At 58.9% G+C, this 19004-nt stretch carries 15 protein-coding genes; 9 read left to right on the plus strand and 6 right to left on the minus strand.

Annotation, left to right across the window (positions count from 1 at the left end; translation table 11 throughout):
* The first annotated feature begins 20 nt into the window (after positions 1-20).
* The 5 genes from mrcB to fhuB all read left to right on the plus strand — a co-directional run bounded on the left by mrcB (position 21) and on the right by fhuB (position 8802).
* Positions 21-2558, plus strand: coding sequence for a bifunctional glycosyl transferase/transpeptidase (mrcB, locus tag ACU4F7_RS03950; protein WP_029591169.1), 2538 nt, complete (start codon positions 21-23; stop codon positions 2556-2558).
* Positions 2559-2835: 277 nt separating this feature from the next.
* The gene (gene fhuA / locus ACU4F7_RS03955) at positions 2836-5082 is read left to right on the plus strand and encodes a ferrichrome porin FhuA (protein WP_481638074.1); all 2247 of its coding nucleotides are present in this window, start codon (positions 2836-2838) and stop codon (positions 5080-5082) included.
* A gap of 47 nt (positions 5083-5129) precedes the next feature.
* Positions 5130-5927 carry a Fe3+-hydroxamate ABC transporter ATP-binding protein FhuC gene (fhuC, locus tag ACU4F7_RS03960; RefSeq protein WP_029591167.1) on the plus strand — a complete coding sequence of 266 codons (798 nt, stop codon included), beginning with the start codon at positions 5130-5132 and terminating at the stop codon, positions 5925-5927.
* Positions 5927-6820, plus strand: coding sequence for a Fe(3+)-hydroxamate ABC transporter substrate-binding protein FhuD (gene fhuD / locus ACU4F7_RS03965; RefSeq protein WP_481638075.1), 894 nt, complete (start codon positions 5927-5929; stop codon positions 6818-6820). The genes fhuC and fhuD overlap by 1 nt, the downstream gene beginning before the upstream one ends.
* Positions 6817-8802 carry a Fe(3+)-hydroxamate ABC transporter permease FhuB gene (gene fhuB, locus ACU4F7_RS03970; protein ID WP_481638076.1) on the plus strand — a complete coding sequence of 662 codons (1986 nt, stop codon included), beginning with the start codon at positions 6817-6819 and terminating at the stop codon, positions 8800-8802. Before fhuD ends, fhuB begins: the two co-directional genes overlap by 4 nt.
* Positions 8803-8865: 63 nt before the next feature.
* On the opposite strand, the gene hemL is transcribed toward fhuB, so the two are convergent.
* Positions 8866-10146 carry a glutamate-1-semialdehyde 2,1-aminomutase gene (gene hemL, locus ACU4F7_RS03975; RefSeq protein WP_481638077.1) on the minus strand — a complete coding sequence of 427 codons (1281 nt, stop codon included), beginning with the start codon at positions 10144-10146 and terminating at the stop codon, positions 8866-8868.
* 176 nt (positions 10147-10322) lie between these two features.
* Between hemL and clcA the strand changes: the two genes are divergently transcribed.
* Together clcA and erpA are read left to right on the plus strand one after the other, a co-directional pair.
* Positions 10323-11729, plus strand: a complete 1407-nt coding sequence (clcA, locus tag ACU4F7_RS03980) for a H(+)/Cl(-) exchange transporter ClcA (protein WP_029591163.1) — start codon at positions 10323-10325, stop codon at positions 11727-11729.
* An 81-nt stretch (positions 11730-11810) separates the two neighbouring features.
* Complete coding sequence (gene erpA / locus ACU4F7_RS03985; RefSeq protein ID WP_481638078.1) at positions 11811-12155, plus strand: iron-sulfur cluster insertion protein ErpA; 345 nt, start codon at positions 11811-11813, stop codon at positions 12153-12155.
* Positions 12156-12210: 55 nt separating this feature from the next.
* Here erpA and ACU4F7_RS03990 read toward each other — a convergent pair whose 3' ends face one another.
* The 3 genes from ACU4F7_RS03990 to mtnN are packed head-to-tail and all read right to left on the minus strand — an operon-like array spanning position 12211 to position 14343.
* The gene (locus ACU4F7_RS03990; RefSeq protein WP_024558136.1) at positions 12211-12831 is read right to left on the minus strand and encodes a TRIC cation channel family protein; all 621 of its coding nucleotides are present in this window, start codon (positions 12829-12831) and stop codon (positions 12211-12213) included.
* 17 nt (positions 12832-12848) lie between these two features.
* Entirely contained in the window at positions 12849-13652 is an 804-nt protein-coding gene (gene btuF / locus ACU4F7_RS03995; RefSeq protein WP_481638079.1) for a vitamin B12 ABC transporter substrate-binding protein BtuF, read from the minus strand.
* A complete protein-coding gene (gene mtnN / locus ACU4F7_RS04000; protein WP_029591161.1) occupies positions 13645-14343 on the minus strand; it encodes a 5'-methylthioadenosine/S-adenosylhomocysteine nucleosidase in 699 nt (232 codons plus the stop codon). The genes btuF and mtnN overlap by 8 nt, the downstream gene beginning before the upstream one ends.
* 94 nt (positions 14344-14437) lie before the next feature.
* On the opposite strand from mtnN, the gene dgt reads away from it, so the two are divergent.
* Positions 14438-15952: a dGTPase gene (gene dgt, locus ACU4F7_RS04005; RefSeq protein ID WP_024558133.1), complete on the plus strand. Its 1515-nt coding sequence runs from the start codon at positions 14438-14440 to the stop codon at positions 15950-15952.
* A gap of 139 nt (positions 15953-16091) precedes the next feature.
* Positions 16092-17522, plus strand: a complete 1431-nt coding sequence (gene degP, locus ACU4F7_RS04010; RefSeq protein WP_029591160.1) for a serine endoprotease DegP — start codon at positions 16092-16094, stop codon at positions 17520-17522.
* A gap of 145 nt (positions 17523-17667) precedes the next feature.
* Here the strand turns inward: degP and ACU4F7_RS04015 are convergent, their stop codons facing one another.
* A complete protein-coding gene (locus tag ACU4F7_RS04015; RefSeq protein WP_024559245.1) occupies positions 17668-18057 on the minus strand; it encodes a DUF3461 family protein in 390 nt (129 codons plus the stop codon).
* Between the two features lie 109 nt (positions 18058-18166).
* Positions 18167-18991, minus strand: coding sequence for a 2,3,4,5-tetrahydropyridine-2,6-dicarboxylate N-succinyltransferase (dapD, locus tag ACU4F7_RS04020; RefSeq protein WP_024560452.1), 825 nt, complete (start codon positions 18989-18991; stop codon positions 18167-18169).
* Positions 18992-19004: the final 13 nt, after the last annotated feature.

Below are 19004 nucleotides of genomic sequence, written 5' to 3' on the forward strand. Positions count from 1 at the left end.
ATTATCTGCGGAGAAAAAGCATGGCGGGGAATGACCGCGAACCTATCGGACGCAAGGGCAGACCAGCGCGTCCGGTAAAAGAGAAAGTTAGCCGTCGTCGGCTCAGGGAAGAGGAGTATGACGATGAGTATGAAGATGAAGAACCCGCGCCGAGAACGGCGAAGGGCAGGGGCAACGGCGGCGGTGGCGGCAAAGGGCGCAAGCCTGCCAAAAAACGCCGCTGGCTCTGGTTTTTGCTAAAGCTGTTTTTGATCCTCGTGGTGGTGATGGTCGCCTACGGCGTCTATCTCGACCAGAAGATCCGCAGCCGCATCGACGGCAAAGTCTGGCAATTGCCGGCGGCTGTCTATGGCCGCATGGTCAACCTTGAGCCGGACTCGCTCTACAGCAAGCAGGAGATGATCAAGCTGCTGGAGGCCACGCAGTACCGTCAGGTGACGAAAATGACCCGTCCTGGCGAGTTTACCGTGCAGGCCAACAGCATTGAGATGATTCGTCGCCCGTTCGACTTCCCGGACAGCAAAGAAGGACAGGTGCGCGCGCGCCTGAGCTTCAGCGGCGATCGCCTTGAGTCTATCGAGAATATGGACAGCGGCCGTCAGTTCGGCTTCTTCCGTCTTGACCCGCGGCTTATCACCATGCTCTCTTCGCCGAACGGCGAGCAGCGCCTGTTTGTGCCGCGCACCGGCTTCCCGGACTTGCTGGTGGATACGCTTATCGCCACCGAGGACCGTCACTTCTATGAGCACGACGGCATCAGCGTCTACTCTATCGGTCGCGCCGTGCTGGCGAACCTGACGGCGGGCCGGGCGGTGCAGGGCGGCAGTACGCTGACCCAGCAGCTGGTGAAAAACCTCTTCCTGACCAACAAGCGCACCCTGTGGCGTAAAGCCAACGAGGCCTACATGGCGCTCATCATGGACGCGCGCTACAGCAAGGACCGCATTCTGGAGCTTTATCTGAACGAGGTTTACCTCGGCCAGAGCGGCGACGACCAGATCCGCGGCTTCCCGCTGGCGAGCCTTTACTATTTTGGCCGTCCGGTGGAAGAGCTGAGCCTTGACCAGCAGGCGCTGCTGGTGGGCATGGTGAAAGGGGCTTCGCTCTACAACCCATGGCGCAATCCGAAGCTTGCGCTGGAGCGCCGCAACCTGGTGCTGCGTCTGCTGCAGGAGCAGCAAGTAATAGACCAGGAGCTGTATGACATGCTAAGCGCGCGGCCGCTGGGCGTGCAGCCGCGCGGCGGGGTGATCTCACCGCAGCCCGCGTTTATGCAGATGGTGCGCCAGGAGCTGCAAAGCAAGCTGGGCGACAAGGTTAAAGATCTCTCCGGCGTGAAGATCTTTACTACCTTTGACTCGGTTGCGCAGGACGCCGCGGAAAAAGCGGTGACGGAAGGCATTCCGGCGCTGATTAAACAGCGCAAGCTGAAAGACCTGGAAACCGCGATGGTGGTCGTCGACAAGACGACCGGCGAAGTGCGCGCCATGGTCGGCGGCGCGAACCCGCAGTTTGCGGGCTACAACCGCGCCATGCAGGCGCGCCGCTCCATCGGCTCGCTGGCGAAACCGGCCACTTACCTGACCGCGTTAAGCCAGCCGAACCAGTATCGCCTGAATACCTGGATTGCCGACGCGCCGATTTCGCTGCGTCAGCCGAACGGCCAGGTCTGGTCGCCGCAGAACGATGACCATCGCTACAGCGGCCAGGTGATGCTGGTGGATGCGCTTGCCCGCTCTATGAACGTGCCGACGGTTAACCTTGGCATGGCGCTGGGGCTGCCAGCCGTTACCGAGACCTGGACGAAGCTTGGCGTGCCGAAAGAGCAGCTGCACCCGGTTCCGGCGATGCTGCTTGGCGCGCTTAACCTGACGCCGGTGGAAGTGGCGCAGGCGTTCCAGACCATCGCCAGCGGCGGTAACCGCGCTTCGCTCTCCGTGCTGCGTTCGGTGATCGCCGAAGATGGCTCGGTGCTGTTCCAGAGCTTCCCGCAGGCGGAGCAGGCCGTGCCGCCGCAGGCGGCCTATCTGACCCTCTACACGATGCAGCAAGTGGTGCAGCGCGGTACGGGCCGGGCCCTTGCCGCGAAGTTCCCGAAACTGCATCTGGCGGGGAAAACGGGGACCACCAACAACAATGTCGATACCTGGTTTGCCGGCATCGACGGGCGTGAAGTGGTAATAACCTGGGTGGGTCGCGATAACAACCAGCCGACTAAACTCTACGGGGCCAGCGGCGCGATGGCGATTTACCAGCGCTATCTGAGCAACCAGTCGCCGGTGCCGCTGGAGCTGACGCCGCCGGAAGATATCGTCGAGATGGGCGTGGATGATATGGGCTACTTCCAGTGCGGCGGCGGTTTCCGCACGCTGCCGGTGTGGACCACCAACCCGGATGCGCTTTGCCAGCAGAGCGCGCCGCCGCCGGCGGAAAACCCGTTTGAGCAGTCTGCTCCGGCGCAGCCGCAGCAGCAGCCTCAGCAACAGCAGGCGCCGCAGCAGCAGGAGAAGAGCGACGGCGTAGCGGGCTGGATTAAGGATATGTTCGGCAGTAATTAACGGTTCGCGCCTCGCTTCGCGATGAACGCAACGGTAACGCGGCGTAATGGGGAAACCTGTTACGCCGCGTTTTTTTATCTTCTCTATTACCACCCGGTAACCGCTGTTTAGCGACCTCGTAACTCCCTGCTATTACGCTGGTTAATTACGCTGCCTTTAGCCATCTCTGGGCCGTCTGACGCTTGCCATATAAACGGCGTTTCGCATATTATCTTGCGTTCATAATAATAATTCTCGTTTACGTTATCGTTCGTTACTTTCACTCAGAGAAAATAAAATGGCGCGTTCCAACACCTTTCAGCCTACTCATACCCGGCTGCGCAAGCTTGCCGTGCTGATTGCCGCGGCAACCGGCAGCATCGCCGTTACCGCTACCGCCGCCGAGACGGCGAAAAAAGAAGATACCATTACCGTTAGCGCCGCCGCGCCGCAGGAAAGCGCCTGGGGTCCGGCGCCGACCATCGCCGCCAAACGCACGGCGACTGCCACCAAAACCGACACGCCGATTGAAAAGACGCCGCAGTCTATCTCGGTGGTAACCAGTGAAGAGATGGACATTCGCCAGCCCGCGTCGGTGAAAGAGGCGCTGGGTTACACGCCGGGTGTTAACGTTTCTACCCGTGGCGCTTCGAATACCTACGACTTTTTGATCATTCGCGGGTTCTCCGCAGAAGGGCAGAGCCAGAACAACTATCTTGATGGCCTGAAGCTTCAGGGCAACTTCTATAACGACGCCGTTATCGACCCTTATTTCCTTGAGCGGGTAGAGCTGCTGCGTGGGCCAACGTCTGTGTTGTACGGCAAAAGCAACCCTGGCGGGCTGGTGAATATGGTCAGCAAGCGTCCGACAACCGAGCCGCTGCACGAAATTCAGTTCCAGGTCGGTACGGATAACCTTTACCAGACCGGCTTCGACTTCAGCGATTCGCTGGATGACAACGGTGAGTTCTCTTATCGTCTGACCGGTCTTGCGCGTTCCGCAGACGCGCAGCAGGAAAGGGCTGAGGAGCAGCGCTACACCATCGCGCCGTCGTTCTCCTGGCGCCCGGACGATAAAACCAATTTTACTTTCCTCTCCTATTTCCAGAACGAGCCGGATACGGGGTATTACGGCTGGCTGCCAAAAGAGGGGACAGTCGATCCGCTGCCGAACGGTGAGCGTTTATCCACGGACTTTAATGAAGGCGCGCAAAACAATACCTATTCCCGTAACCAGAAAATGGTGGGTTACAGTTTTGACCATGCTTTTGATGATACTTTCACGGTACGTCAGAATTTGCGCTTCGCAGAGAATAAAACGTCTCAGAACAGCGTCTATGGCTATGGCATGTGTTCTGATCCGATTAATTCAGCCAATGCGGCGTGTACAGGCATTCCAGCCTCTGAAAGAGGGCACTACCTGACGCGGCAGTACGTTGCGGATAATGAAAAACTGCAAAACTTCTCCGTGGATACGCAATTGCAAAGCACGTTCGCCACTGGCGACGTTGATCATGTTTTGCTGACCGGCGTGGATTTTATGCGCATGCGTAATGATATCGACTCCTGGTTTGGCTATGCAGGCTCTGTCGCTGCTCTGGATGTCTATAACCCGAGCTATGATAATTTTGATTTTGGATCAAGAGAGCCCGTTGTTTCAGGGGCCTATAGCATTGTAAACACGCAAAAACAGACCGGTATTTATGCGCAGGATCAGGCGCAGTGGAATAACTGGGTGCTAACGCTGGGCGGCCGCTACGACTGGGCTGAACAAAAATCTCTGAACCGCTCAACGGGTACGGAAGATAGCCGTAACGATAACCAGTTTACCTGGCGCGGCGGTATTAACTACCTGTTCGATAACGGCGTATCGCCTTACTTCAGCTATAGCGAGTCGTTTGAGCCTGCCTCAACAACAGGTGCGGGCGGAGATATTTTTGCGCCTTCGAAAGGTAAACAGTACGAAGCTGGCGTGAAATATGTTCCGAAAGATATGCCGGTTGTGGTTACCGGTGCGGTCTACCAGCTGACGAAAACCAATAACCTGATGGGCGATCCGGCGGGTTCTTTCTTCTCTGTTCAGGGCGGCGAAATCCGTTCTCGCGGCGTAGAGCTGGAAGCGAAAGCGGCGGTAAACGCCAATATCAACGTACTGGCTTCTTATACCTATACCGACGCTGAATACACCACCGACACCAACTACAAAGGCAATACACCGGTGCAGGTGCCGAAGCATATGGCTTCCCTGTGGGGCGATTACACCTTTAACGACGGCCCGCTCTCCGGCCTGACTCTCGGCACCGGCGGCCGCTTTATCGGCTCCAGCTATGGCGACCCGGCGAACACCTTTAAAGTTGGTAGTGCCGCAGTCATGGATGCTGTGGTGAAATACGACCTCGCGCGCTTCGGCCTTGCTGGCTCAAGCGTTGCGGTGAACGTGAATAACCTGCTCGACCGCGAATATGTCGCCAGCTGCTTCCAGACTTACGGCTGCTTCTGGGGCGCGGAGCGTCAGGTCACCGCTACCGCGACATTCCGCTTCTGATCCGTTTTCGGGCACGGTTCGCCGTGCCCTTTTACAAGTTGGCTACTATGCAGGATAAACAGACGTATCCCGACACCACCTTTTCCCTCAAGCAAGTCGCTTTTCGTGTGCCAGGCCGCACGCTGCTTCACCCGCTCTCCCTGACGTTTCCCGCTGGCAAGGTTACTGGCTTAATCGGCCATAACGGTTCCGGCAAATCCACGCTGTTAAAAATGCTTGGCCGTCATCAGCCGCCTTCTGAAGGGGAGATTTCACTGGGCGGCCAGCCGCTTGAAAACTGGGGCAGCAAAGCGTTTGCCCGCGAGGTGGCTTATCTGCCGCAGCAACTGCCCGCCGCAGAAGGGATGACCGTGCGCGAGCTGGTGGCGATTGGCCGCTATCCGTGGCACGGCGCGCTTGGGCGCTTCGGCGTGAAAGATCGCGAACTGGTGGAGGAGGCGATAACGCTGGTGGGCCTGAAGCCGCTGGCGCACCGGCTGGTGGATAGTCTTTCCGGCGGCGAGCGGCAGCGGGCATGGATAGCGATGCTGGTGGCGCAAAACAGCCGCTGTCTCCTGCTTGACGAACCGACCTCGGCGCTCGATATCGCCCACCAGGTGGAGGTGCTGGCGCTCATCCATCGCTTAAGCCAGCAGCGCGGGCTCACGGTGATCGCCGTGCTGCATGATATCAACATGGCGGCGCGCTACTGCGACCACTTAGTGGCGCTGCGCGGCGGCGAAATGATTGCCGAAGGCTGCCCCGACGCGCTGATGACCAGCGAAAACCTGGCGCAGATCTACGGTATTCCGATGGGCATTCTGCCCCATCCGGCGGGCCTTGCGCCGGTGAGCTTCGTTTACTGATGCGCGATTTCACTTTCTCTTTCAGCCGCCGCCGGTTGCTGACGGCGATGGCGCTTTCGCCGCTGCTCTGGCAGATGCAAAAAGCCCGGGCGGCGGAACCGGTTACCGAACGCGTCGTGGCGCTGGAGTGGCTGCCTGTGGAACAGCTGCTGGCGCTGGGCGTTACGCCTTACGCCGTCGCGGATATTCCGAACTACAACCTGTGGGTTAACGACCCGAAACTGCCCGCTTCCGTTATTGATGTCGGCCTGCGCACCGAACCGAATATGGAACTGCTGACCGCCATTAAACCCACGCTGCTTATCTGGTCGTCAGGCTATGGTCCTTCGCAGGAGCAGCTGTCGCGCATCGCGCCGGGCCTTGGCATCGCCTTTACCGACGGCAAAGCGCCGCTGGAGATGGCGCGCAAATCGCTGATGCAGCTGGCAAGCCGTATCGACCGCGAGCAGGCGGCCCGCGATCATCTGGCGCAGTTTGATAACTTTCTCCAGCAGATGAAGCCGCGTTTCGCCGCGCGAGGCGAAAGGCCGGTGGTGCTGATGACGCTGATAGACGCCCGCCACGTGCTGCTGATTGGGCAAAACAGCCTGTTCCAGCAGGCGATGGACGTGCTGGGCGTGCGCAACGGCTGGACGGGCGAGACCAATTTCTGGGGCAGCGCGATCGTAGGGATTGAGCAGCTTGCCGCTATCAAGGATGCCGATGTGCTTTGCTTCGAACACGGTGATGACCCATTGATGGGGCAGATAGCCGCCACGCCGTTGTGGCAGGCGATGCCCTTTATCCGCAACCAACGTTTTCAGCGGGTGCCGGCGGTCTGGTTTTATGGCGCGACGCTCTCCACCATGCGCTTTTGCCGCGTGCTGGATAACGCGCTGGGAGGCCGGGCATGAGAACGCGCCACGCGCTTTTCCCGACGCTTTTGCTCGCCGCGCTCTTTATCGCCGCGCTTGCGCTGACGTGGTTCAACCTTAACGCGCAACTGCCGCGCGGTGAATGGCGCCAGGCGCTCTGGCAGCCGGATGTTAACGTCATCAACCAGATGCTGTTCCACTACAGCGCGCTGCCGCGCCTGGCGGTTTCGCTACTGGTGGGGGCAGGGCTGGGGCTTGTGGGCGTGCTGTTCCAGCAAGTGCTGCGCAATCCGCTGGCGGAGCCGACGACGCTTGGCGTCGCCACCGGGGCACAGCTTGGCATTACTGTCGTTACGCTCTGGTCGCTGCCGGGCGGCGTTTTCACGATGCAATTCGCCGCGCTGACAGGCGCCTGTCTCGTTGGCCTGCTGGTGTTCGGTGTAGCGTGGGGCAAACGCCTTTCGCCGGTCACGCTCATTCTTGCGGGCCTGGTTGTCAGCCTGTACTGCGGCGCGGTAAATCAGCTGCTGGTGATTTTTCATCACGAGCAGTTGCAGAGCATGTTCCTCTGGAGCAGCGGCGCGCTTAACCAGACCGACTGGAGCATCGTTAATCGCCTGTGGCCGCAGCTGCTGGGCGGCGTGATGCTGACGCTGTTGCTGCTGCGTCCGTTAACCCTGATGGGTCTTGATGACGGCGTGGCGCGCAACCTGGGGCTTGCGCTTTCGCTGGCGAGGCTGGCGGCGCTGACGCTTGCAATAGTCATCAGCGCCTTGCTGGTGAACGCGGTGGGGATTATCGGCTTTATTGGTCTTTTCGCGCCCTTGCTTGCCAAAATGTTAGGCGCGAGACGGCTGCTTGCGCGCCTGCTGCTGGCGCCGCTTATCGGTGCGCTGATCCTGTGGATTTCCGATCAGTTCATCGTCTGGCTGACCCGCGTCTGGATGGAGATCTCCACCGGCATGGTGACGGCATTGATTGGCGCGCCGCTGCTGCTTTGGCTGCTGCCGCGTCTTCGCACCATGAGCGCGCCGGACATGAGCGCAGGCGACAGCGTGCCCGCTGAGCGCCAGCATCTTCTGCGCTGGGCGATAGCGGGTCTGGTGGTACTGCTTGCGATGCTGGCGGCGGCGCTTTGTCTGGGACGCGACGCGCAGGGCTGGCAGTGGGCGAGCGGTTCGTTGCTCAATGAGATGATGCCGTGGCGCTGGCCGCGGGTGCTGGCGGCGCTCAGCGCCGGCGCCATGCTGGCGGTGGCGGGCTGTATTATTCAGCGTTTGACCGGCAACCCGATGGCCAGTCCCGAAGTGCTCGGTATCAGCGCGGGCGCCGCCTTCGGCGTGGTGCTGATGCTCTTTTTCGTGCCCGTGGACGCTTTTGCCTGGCTGCTGCCCGCCGGTAGCCTGGGGGCGGCAGGCACGCTGCTCGTTATCCTTATCGCCGCCGGGCGCGGAGGCTTCTCGCCGCACCGCATGCTGCTGGCGGGGATGGCGCTGAGTACCGCCTTCACCATGATGCTGGTGATGCTGCAGGCAAGCGGCGACCCGCGTATGGCGCAGGTTATCACCTGGCTTTCTGGCTCGACCTACAGCGTGACCCCGCAGCATGCGCTGCGCACGCTTGGCGTAATGGCGGTATTGCTGGCGGTGACGCCGTTCTGCCGCCGCTGGTTGACTATCCTGCCGCTTGGCGGCGATACCGCCCGCGCGGTCGGCATGGCGCTGACGCCTGCCCGCATTGCGCTGCTGCTGCTCGCCGCCGCGCTGACCGCCGCGGCCACGCTGACTATCGGGCCGCTCAGCTTTGTCGGCCTGATGGCACCGCATATCACCCGGCTGATGGGCTTTCGCCGGGCGCTGCCGCAGTTGGTTATCTCGGCGCTGCTGGGCGGCATGCTGATGCTCTTCGCCGACTGGTGCGGGCGTATGGTTATCTTCCCTTATCAGATCCCGGCGGGGCTGCTGGCGACCTTTATCGGCGCGCCTTACTTTGTTTATCTGTTGAGAAAGCAGAGCCGGTAAGCGCGGGCGTGAAGGCAAATAAAAAGGCGGGGAAGTCCCCGCCTTTTTTTATCGCGAGACAAATTACAGCTTCGCAAACACGCGACGGGCGGCGTCGACAGTGTTGTTGATATCTTCTTCGCTGTGGGCAACGGACATAAAGCCCGCTTCAAACGCGGAGGGCGCGAAGTAGACGCCTTCCTCCAGCATCAGATGGAAGAAGCGCTTGAAGCGCTCCACGTCGCAGGCGACCACATCTTTATAGCAGGTTACGCTGTCGGCCGCGGTGAAGAAGAGGCCGAACATGCCGCCGACGTGGTTAACCACCAGCGGAATGCCCGCCTCTTTCGCCGCTTTGCGCAGCCCTTCGGCCAGGCGGGTGGTGAGATCGTCCAGCGTTTCATGCACGCCAGGCTGCGCCACTTCGCTAAGACAAGCGTAGCCCGCCGCCATCGCAATCGGGTTGCCGGAGAGGGTGCCCGCCTGGTAAACCGGCCCGGTCGGCGCCAGCGCTTCCATGATTTCACGGCGGCCGCCAAATGCCCCCACCGGCATGCCGCCGCCGATGATTTTGCCAAGGCAGGTGAGATCCGGCTCAACGTTGTAGTAGGCCTGAGCGCCCGCCAGCGCCACGCGGAAACCGGTCATTACTTCATCAATAATCAGCAGCGCGCCAAATTCATCGCACAGCGCGCGCAGGCCCGGCAGGAAATCGGGCTGCGGCGGGATGCAGTTCATGTTGCCCGCGACCGGCTCGACGATGATGCAGGCGATGTCTTGCGGATAGAGCTCGAATGCCTCGCGCACAGAGGCGAGATCGTTATAGGTGCAGGTCAGGGTGTGCTTCGCGAAATCCGCCGGCACGCCCGGCGAATTAGGCTGACCGAGTGTGAGCGCGCCGGAGCCGGCTTTTACCAGCAGGTGGTCGGCGTGGCCGTGGTAGCAGCCTTCAAATTTGATTATTTTGTCGCGGCGGGTATAGCCGCGCGCAAGGCGGATGGCGCTCATCGTCGCCTCGGTGCCGGAGTTCACCATGCGCACCATGTCCATTGTCGGCACCAGTTCGGTGACGAGCTGCGCCATTTTCACTTCCATTTCCGTCGGCGCGCCAAAGCTCAGGCCGCGCTGCGCCGCTTCAATGACCGCGTTGCGGATGGCGGGGTGGTTATGGCCCAACACCATCGGACCCCAGGAGCCCACGTAATCGATATAGGCTTTACCGTCGGCGTCATACAGATAAGCCCCGTCCGCACGCTCGATAAACAGCGGGACGCCGCCCACGCCGGTAAAGGCGCGCACCGGCGAGTTAACGCCGCCGGGGATAAGTTCGCGGGCGGCGGCGTAGAGGTTTTCAGACTTACTCATGAATCGGCTCCTGATTCGGGAAAAAGGGTAACGGGCTATTCTAAGGCATCCGATAAAGGTTATGAAAGTTTTGCCCGATTGAAGTGCTCGAATAGCAGGGGATTTTTCATGCGACGCGGCGACGGACGGCGGGTAAAATAGCGCTCCATTCTGTTTTACCCACAAATGATGACGGCATGAAACCACACGCTTCCCCTTTCAGAGCACAACAGCGGCTCCGCTTACGCCGCATGATGATGATTCGCCACCTGATCCGCCGCGATAAAACGCCGCTGGCCATTTTGCTGATGGCGGCCGTAGTGGGTACGCTTGCGGGGCTGGCGGGTGTGGCGTTTGAACGGGCCGTCGGCTGGGTGCAGCAAAACCGCATCGGCATGCTGGCGCAGGTCGCCGACCGCGCCTGGCTGGTCTGGCCGCTGGCGTTTATCGCCTCCGCGCTGCTGGCGATGGTGGGGTACTGGCTGGTGCGCCGCTTCGCGCCGGAGGCGGGCGGCTCCGGCATTCCTGAAATTGAAGGGGCGCTGGAAGAGCTGCGCCCGGTGCGCTGGTGGCGGGTATTGCCGGTGAAGTTTATCGGCGGCATGGGGACGCTCGGCGCGGGCATGGTGCTGGGCCGCGAGGGGCCGACGGTGCAGATTGGCGGCAATATCGGCCGCATGGTGCTGGACCTGTTTCGCCAGCGCGGCGCGGAGGCGCGCCATACGCTGCTTGCCACCGGCGCGGCGGCGGGGCTTTCGGCCGCTTTCAACGCGCCACTGGCAGGCATCCTGTTTATCATTGAGGAGATGCGCCCGCAGTTTCGCTACAACCTTATCTCCATCAAGGCGGTCTTTACCGGCGTCATTATGTCGAGCATCGTTTTTCGCCTCTTTAATGGCGAAGGCGCAGTGATTGAAGTCGGCAGGCTGACTAACGCGCCGGTCAATACACTCTGGCTCTACCTGATGCTCGGCATTATTTTTGGCGCGGTAGGCCCGCTTTTCAACCATCTGATTTTTCGCGCCCAGGATATGTTTCAACGTATTCACGGCGGCAATATAACGAAGTGGGTGCTGGTGGGCGGCGCGCTTGGCGGCTTGTGCGGCGTGCTGGCGCTGATTGAGCCTGCGGCGGCGGGCGGCGGCTTTAACCTTATCCCCATCGCCGCGGCGGGTAACTTTAGCGTGGGCATGCTGCTGTTTATCTTTATCGCCCGGGTGATAACCACGCTGCTCTGTTTCTCTTCCGGCGCGCCAGGCGGGATTTTCGCCCCGATGCTGGCGCTCGGCACGCTGCTTGGCACCGCGTTCGGCATGGCCTGCGCGGCCTGGTTCCCGGCGTATCATCTGGAGGCGGGGACGTTCGCCATCGCCGGCATGGGCGCGTTGTTCGCCGCCTCCGTGCGGGCGCCGCTGACCGGCATCGTGCTGGTGTTGGAGATGACCGATAATTACCAGCTCATTCTGCCAATGATCATTACCTGCCTTGGCGCTACGCTGCTGGCGCAGTTTCTTGGCGGCAAGCCGCTCTATTCCTCTATTCTTGCCCGTACGCTGGCAAAACAGCAGGCGGAACAGCAGGCGCAGGCCGGGCAGAATACTTGAACGATTTACCAGGGTAATAGATAATGGCCTTAAAGATCGGGTTATTCTTTGCCCGATTGCGGTCTTCGTTGGGAGCATAAAATGAGTGATGACATAGCGCTGCCTCTGCAATTTACCGATGCAGCAGCCAATAAAGTAAAAAGCCTGATCGCGGATGAAGAGAATCCGAACCTTAAACTGCGCGTCTACATCACCGGTGGCGGTTGCAGCGGCTTCCAGTATGGTTTTACCTTTGATGACCAGATCAACGACGGCGACATGACCATCGAAAAACAGGGCGTCGCGCTGGTGGTTGACCCAATGAGCCTGCAGTATCTGGTGGGCGGCTCGGTGGATTACACCGAAGGGCTGGAAGGTTCTCGTTTCGTGGTGAGCAACCCGAACGCCACCAGCACCTGCGGCTGTGGCTCTTCCTTCAGCATCTAATCCCGCCGGGTAAGCCGGAGAAAAAAAGCCGTGTTGTGAAACACGGCTTTTTTGTTTATGCGTGGTCGTCGAGCGCGAAGGTGGGCAGCTTCAGGTGCCAGCGAATAGCGGCAAGCCGGATGGCAAGCGTCACCGCCATGCCTGTCATACTGGCCTGCTCAAGCGGCACGCTGAAGGTGTAAAACGCGGTGGCGTGGACGATGCCGCCCGCAATACAGGCGGTGGCGTAAATTTCGGTTCGCAGGATCATAGGAATTTCGCGAGCCAACACATCGCGAATAATACCGCCGCCCACGCCCGTCACCACGCCCATGCAGATGGCTACCAGCGGACCGGTGCCTGCCAGAAACGCCTTGTTCACGCCGATGCCGACAAACACCGCCAGGCCTACGGCGTCCAGCACCGGCAGAATCCACTTCGGCAAGCGCCGCGGCTGGCGCACCAGCGCAATGGTCAGCAGGCAGGTCACCATCGCCACCACCAGATCGGTGGGATCTTTGACCCAGAACACCGGGCCGTGATCGAGCGCCATATCGCGGATCGTGCCGCCGCCCACCGCCGTCACCACACCCAGTACCAGAACGCCGAACGGATCCATCCGCAGCTTTCCGGCCAGCAAAACGCCAGAGATGGCAAACACGGCTGTGCCTATGATATCCAGCCAATAAACCAGCATTTCCTTTCCTCGACTCGTTATTTCGTAGCTGCCAGTGCCTGGCAGAGCTGTTTCGCGGCGAGGATAATACGCGGCCCGGCGCGCTCAAACCAGTCGTCTTTTACGGTAATAACCGGAACTTTTAGCTGCTCATGCCAGAACTGCGTTATCTGTGGAATTTCCTTTTCATCGCCCGCAGTAATGATGGCTTCCGGCTGGCGCATCAACACCTGCTCGCGGCTTACCTGCGGCCAGGGCGCGGGGCTGTCGGCGAAGATATTCTCGCCGCCGCAGACCTCGACAAGCTGATTCTGAATGGAGCTTTTATTGGTCGTGAAAAGCGGCTGGCCGCCAAATTGCAGAAAGACCCGCTTTTTCGCTTTCCCGGCGTAGTGCTTTTTCAGGGCCGTAAATTCCTCAAGTAGCGAGGTTGCCGCCGCTTGCGCCTTTTCAGGTGCAGGGCTGAAGGCCGCGAGCTGGCGAAGCGCCGCCGCGACCTGCTCCACGCTTGCCGGATCAAGCCACATTACCTGAATGCCAAGCGATTTGAGTTGATTGACCTGGCGTTCGGCGTTGCCGCCGCGCCAGGCGAGCACCAGATCGGGTTTAAGCGCCACGATGCGCTCAAGGTTCATACCCTGCCAGTTCGCCACCTGCTCCAGATTTTTCGCCGCTTCGGGATAGTCAGAATAAGCGCTGGCGGCAACGGGCGTAATGCCGGCGGCGAAAGCGAGCTCGGTATTGGCAGGGGAGAGCGAAATGACGCGCGGCGCGGCTATCAGCCACGCCGGGAAGAGAAGAAGCAGGGCGGCGAGCGCCCTGTTAAGCGGCCGCTTAGCCACGGTTTACGGCGGCGAGCAGCGTTTCTACCATCAGGCTGGACTGCTTTGCCGCGACAGCGAGGAACTCCTCGAAGCTCAGGTGCGACTGCTGGTCCGCTACGTCGGAAATGGCGCGCACCACCACGAATGGCACGCCGAAGTTATGGCAGACGTGGCCAATAGCCGTCGCTTCCATTTCCACAGCGATCGCTTGCGGAAAACGGGTGCGGATGCGGGTAAGCGCGTCGGCGCCGTTGATAAAGGCGTCGCCGCTCACCACCAGGCCGCGCACCGCATGCAGGTTGAGCTCGCCGATGCAGGCTTCAGCGGCGGCGATAAGCGCTTCATCCGCTTTAAAGGCGGCCGGGCAACCCGCCATCTGGCCATATTCGTAGCCGAAGGCGGTCACGTCAGCGTCGTGATAGCGAACTTCGTCGGAAACCACGATATCGCCTACTTTGAGCGTAGGCGCAAGGCCGCCCGCCGAGCCGGTGTTAATGATGAGATCAGGCTTGCAGTGTTCAAGAAGCAGCGTCGCGCCCATCGCGGCGGAGACTTTACCGATGCCCGACTTGAGCAGCGCCACCTCGACGCCGTTAAGCGTGCCGGTATAGATCTCGCAGCCCGCCAGTTTCAGCGTCTGACGATGTTCAATTTTGTCGCGCAGCAGCGTAACTTCTTCTTCCATTGCACCAATAATGCCTGCTTTCATAGAGATACTCGCTAAATGATGGATTAACGGGGATAGTCTATCATGGCAGACAACAAGGATTTAATTCGCGTAAGCGCGCGAACCGGGAGAGCCTATGGCTGAGATCGATTTTCGCAACAAAATAAACTGGCGTCGCCGGTATCGCTCGCCGCAGGGAGCGAAAAGTGAACATGAGATCCTGCGCATTTTTGAAAGCGACCGGGGACGCGTTATCAATTCGCCAGCCATTCGCCGCCTGCAGCAAAAAACGCAGGTCTTTCCGCTGGAGCGCAACGCCGCAGTACGCACGCGGCTCACCCATTCGCTGGAAGTGCAACAGGTCGGGCGTTATATCGCCAAAGAGGTATTAAGCCGGCTGAAAGAGCAGGGCAAGCTTGAACAATACGGGCTGGCGGAGCTAACCGGGCCGTTTGAAAGCATTGTCGAGATGGCCTGCCTGATGCATGACATCGGCAACCCGCCGTTCGGCCATTTTGGCGAAGCGGCGATCAACGACTGGTTCAGCCAGCGTCTTTTTCCTGTCGACGCCGCCAGCCAGCCGCTGAGCCACGACCGCTGCGCCGTCGCGGTGCTAAAGCTGCAGGAAGGCGAAGAAGAACTCAACGCGCTGCGTCGCAAAATACGCCAGGATTTGTGCCATTTTGAAGGCAACGCGCAGGGCATTCGCCTTGTCCATACTTTGCTGCGCATGAACCTGACCTGGGCGCAGGTGGGCTGCATTTTAAAATATACGCGCCCGGCGTGGCATGCTGGCCCGGTGCCGAAAAGCCACAGCTATTTGATGAAAAAGCCCGGTTTTTACCTGGCGGAAGAGGGCTATATTTCCCGCCTACGTAAAGAGCTTTCGCTTGGCGAATATAGCCGTTTTCCGCTGACCTGGATTATGGAAGCGGCGGATGACATCTCTTATTGCGTGGCCGACCTTGAAGACGCGGTAGAGAAACGCATATTTACCGTCGAGCAGCTTTATCAGCATCTTTATGAATCCTGGGGCGAGCACGAGCCTGAAGATCTTTTCGCGCAGGTAGTGGAAAACGCTTATGAAAAAGCGAAGACCAATCCGCTTCGGCGCATTGCCGAAGACCAGTTCTTTATGTATTTGCGCGTCAATACGCTAAATAAGCTGGTGCCCTATGCCGCGCAGCGGTTTATTGAAAACCTGCCTGCTGTTTTTGACGGCTCGTTTAACCAGGCGTTGCTTGAGGATGAGAGCCCGTCAAGCCGCCTGCTTGAGCTCTATAAGCGCGTGGCGGTGCGTCGCGTATTTAATCACCCCGACGTTGAACAGCTAGAATTACAAGGTTACCGGGTGATAAGCGGCCTGCTGGATATTTACCAGCCGCTGTTAAAACTGCCGCTGACGGATTTCCGCGAGCTGGTGGAAACCGAAGGCGTGCGACGTTTACCGATTGAGACGCGCTTATTTCACAAGCTTTCTGGTCGTCACCGGCTGGCTTATATTGAAGCGGTGAATAATCTGCATCCCGAGGCGGCGGATTATCCCCTGTGGGAATATTATTATCGCTGCCGTTTGATTCAGGATTATATCAGCGGCATGACCGATTTATATGCATGGGATGAATATCGACGCCTGATGGCGGTGGAATAAATAGCGCGAGTTTTGTAAAGACGCTCAATAAATTTTTACTTATTCAGAAACTTAACGCTGGAACTTCGCGCTATAAAGTCACTCTTACTGTCACGTACACAGCAGGTAATTGACGTAACTTTTAGCTGAGATTGAAAAGATGAAAAAAACCACGTTAGCAATGAGTGCGCTGGCTCTGAGTCTGGGTTTGGCGCTGGGGCCGGTGTCCGCTTTCGCCGCTGAGACTGCATCTTCTTCCGCCACCTCGCAACAGATGCCGAGCCTGGCGCCGATGCTGGAGAAAGTGATGCCATCAGTGGTGAGCATTAACGTTGAAGGGAGCACGACGGTGAATACGCCGCGTCTGCCGCGTAATTTCCAGCAATTCTTTGGCGATAACTCGCCGTTCTGCCAGGAAGGTTCGCCTTTCCAGAGTTCGCCTTTCTGTCAGGGTGGCGGTGAAGGCGGCGACGGCGGCCAGCAGCAGAAATTTATGGCGCTGGGTTCCGGGGTCATTATTGATGCCGCGAAAGGCTATGTGGTGACTAACAACCACGTGGTGGATAACGCAACCTCAATTAAAGTGCAGCTGAGCGACGGGCGTAAGCTCGACGCCAAAATGGTAGGTAAAGATCCGCGATCGGATATCGCGCTGATTCAGATTCAGGATCCGAAAAACCTGACGGCGATTCAAATCGCCGACTCCGATCAGCTGCGCGTGGGCGATTACACCGTCGCTATCGGCAACCCGTTTGGCCTTGGTGAAACCGTGACCTCCGGTATCGTTTCGGCGCTGGGCCGCAGCGGCCTGAATGCGGAAAACTACGAAAACTTTATCCAGACCGACGCCGCTATTAACCGCGGCAACTCCGGCGGCGCGTTGGTGAACCTGAACGGCGAGCTGATAGGCATTAACACCGCTATTCTGGCGCCGGACGGCGGCAACATCGGCATCGGCTTCGCCATTCCGAGCAACATGGTGAAAAACCTGACTGCGCAGATGGTGCAGTATGGTCAGGTGCGCCGTGGCGAGCTGGGTATTCTTGGCACCGAGCTGAACTCTGAGCTGGCGAAAGCGATGAAAGTCGACGCCCAGCGTGGCGCGTTTGTAAGCCAGGTGATGCCGAACTCCTCCGCCGCGAAAGCGGGTGTGAAGGCGGGCGATGTGATCACCTCCCTGAACGGCAAGCCTATCAACAGCTTCGCGGCGCTGCGCGCCCAGGTGGGCTCTATGCCGGTCGGCAGCAAGCTGACGCTCGGCCTGCTGCGCGAAGGCAAGGAAGTCAACGTTAACCTGGAGCTGCAGCAGAGCAGCCAGACTCAGGTTGAGTCTTCCACCGTCTTCAACGGCATTGAAGGCGCGGAGATGAGCAACCGTACGGGCAAAGACCAGGGCGTTATTGTCAACAGCGTGAAGGCGAACTCCCAGGCGGCGCGCATCGGGCTTAAGAAAGGCGACATTATCGTCGGGGCGAACCAGCAACCGGTAAATAACATCGCCGAGCTGCGTAAAATTCTCGACAGCAAGCCGTCAGTGCTGGCGCTGAATATTCAGCGCGGCGACAGCTCTATCTACCTGTTGATGCAGTAAAAGGCATTGCGCTAAAAAGGCCGCCCCGAGCGGCCTTTTTTATGACGCCGCTTTTCTCATACGGATGATGAGCAAGTGTAGGCACACGTTGGGATAGCTGGGATGCGGTAAAACAAAAGGGGCTGGCAAGCCAGCCCTGAAGGCGTTACTTGTTGCGGGTAAGTTTTTCGAGATCGGATTCGATTTCGCTGATCTTGTTGGCGACCACGCTTTCCAGATGGCGCAGGTCATCCAGAATTTTTCGCTTAAGATCCACTTCGCTGCGATCGCGCTGGCAGATCTGATCGAGTTCATCAATCACGTAACGCAGGTTCGGGCTTATCTCCTGCACTTCTTTGAACCCTTGCCCAACGCCGTCGGCGACAACCGTTTTGCGCTGGCGGGGATATTTAAACTTCACGCTCTTGGCGAAAAATTCGCCTTTATCCTTCTGAAAGTAGATTTTCAGAATATCGTTGTTCGCTTCCTGGCGAAGACTGTAACGGTCGATTTCATCAGGATTGGTTATGCCAAGACTCTTCAGATTATCGTACATAAGCGGGCCCCCTGGGGAATCATTAACCTATAGATAATTCACGAAAATATCCTTTTACGCCACCATCAGAGAGCAAAAAGGCGGGCCAGGCCCGCCTTTTTTACTGCTGTTAGTCGATAGTGCGCAGCAATTCGTTGATGCCAACCTTACTGCGGGTTTTCGCATCCACTTTTTTCACGATAACGGCGCAGTAGAGGCTGTAAGAACCATCTTTCGACGGCAGGTTGCCGGACACGACAACAGAGCCCGCCGGCACGCGGCCGTAGTGGACTTCGCCCGTTTCACGGTCATAGATTTTGGTGCTCTGGCCGATGTACACGCCCATAGAAATCACAGCGCCTTCTTCGACGATAACGCCTTCCACAATTTCAGAACGCGCGCCGATGAAGCAGTTATCTTCAATGATGGTCGGGTTCGCCTGCAGCGGCTCCAGCACGCCGCCGATGCCCACGCCGCCGGAGAGGTGCACGTTTTTACCAATCTGCGCGCAGGAGCCTACGGTCGCCCAGGTGTCTACCATGGTGCCTTCATCAACGAACGCGCCAATGTTCACATAAGAAGGCATCAGCACGGTGTTGCGGGCGATAAACGCGCCCTGGCGAACGGCGGCCGGCGGGACTACGCGAAAACCTTCTTTCTGGAAACGCGCTTCGTCGTAATTGGCGAACTTCATCGGCACTTTATCGAAGTAACGGCTTTCCGCGCCTTCGATAACCTGGTTGTCGTTAATGCGGAAGGAGAGCAGAACCGCTTTCTTCAACCACTGGTGGGTGACCCACTGGCCGTCGATTTTCTCTGCCACGCGCAGTTCGCCGCTGTCCAGCAGGGCGATAACCTGGTTCACCGCTTCACGGGTAACGGTATCCACGTTAGCCGGGGTGATCTCTGCGCGACGTTCAAAGGCGGTTTCAATAACATTTTGTAGCTGATGCATTATTTGCTCTTTC

The sequence above is a fragment of the Franconibacter pulveris genome (genome assembly GCF_056780215.1).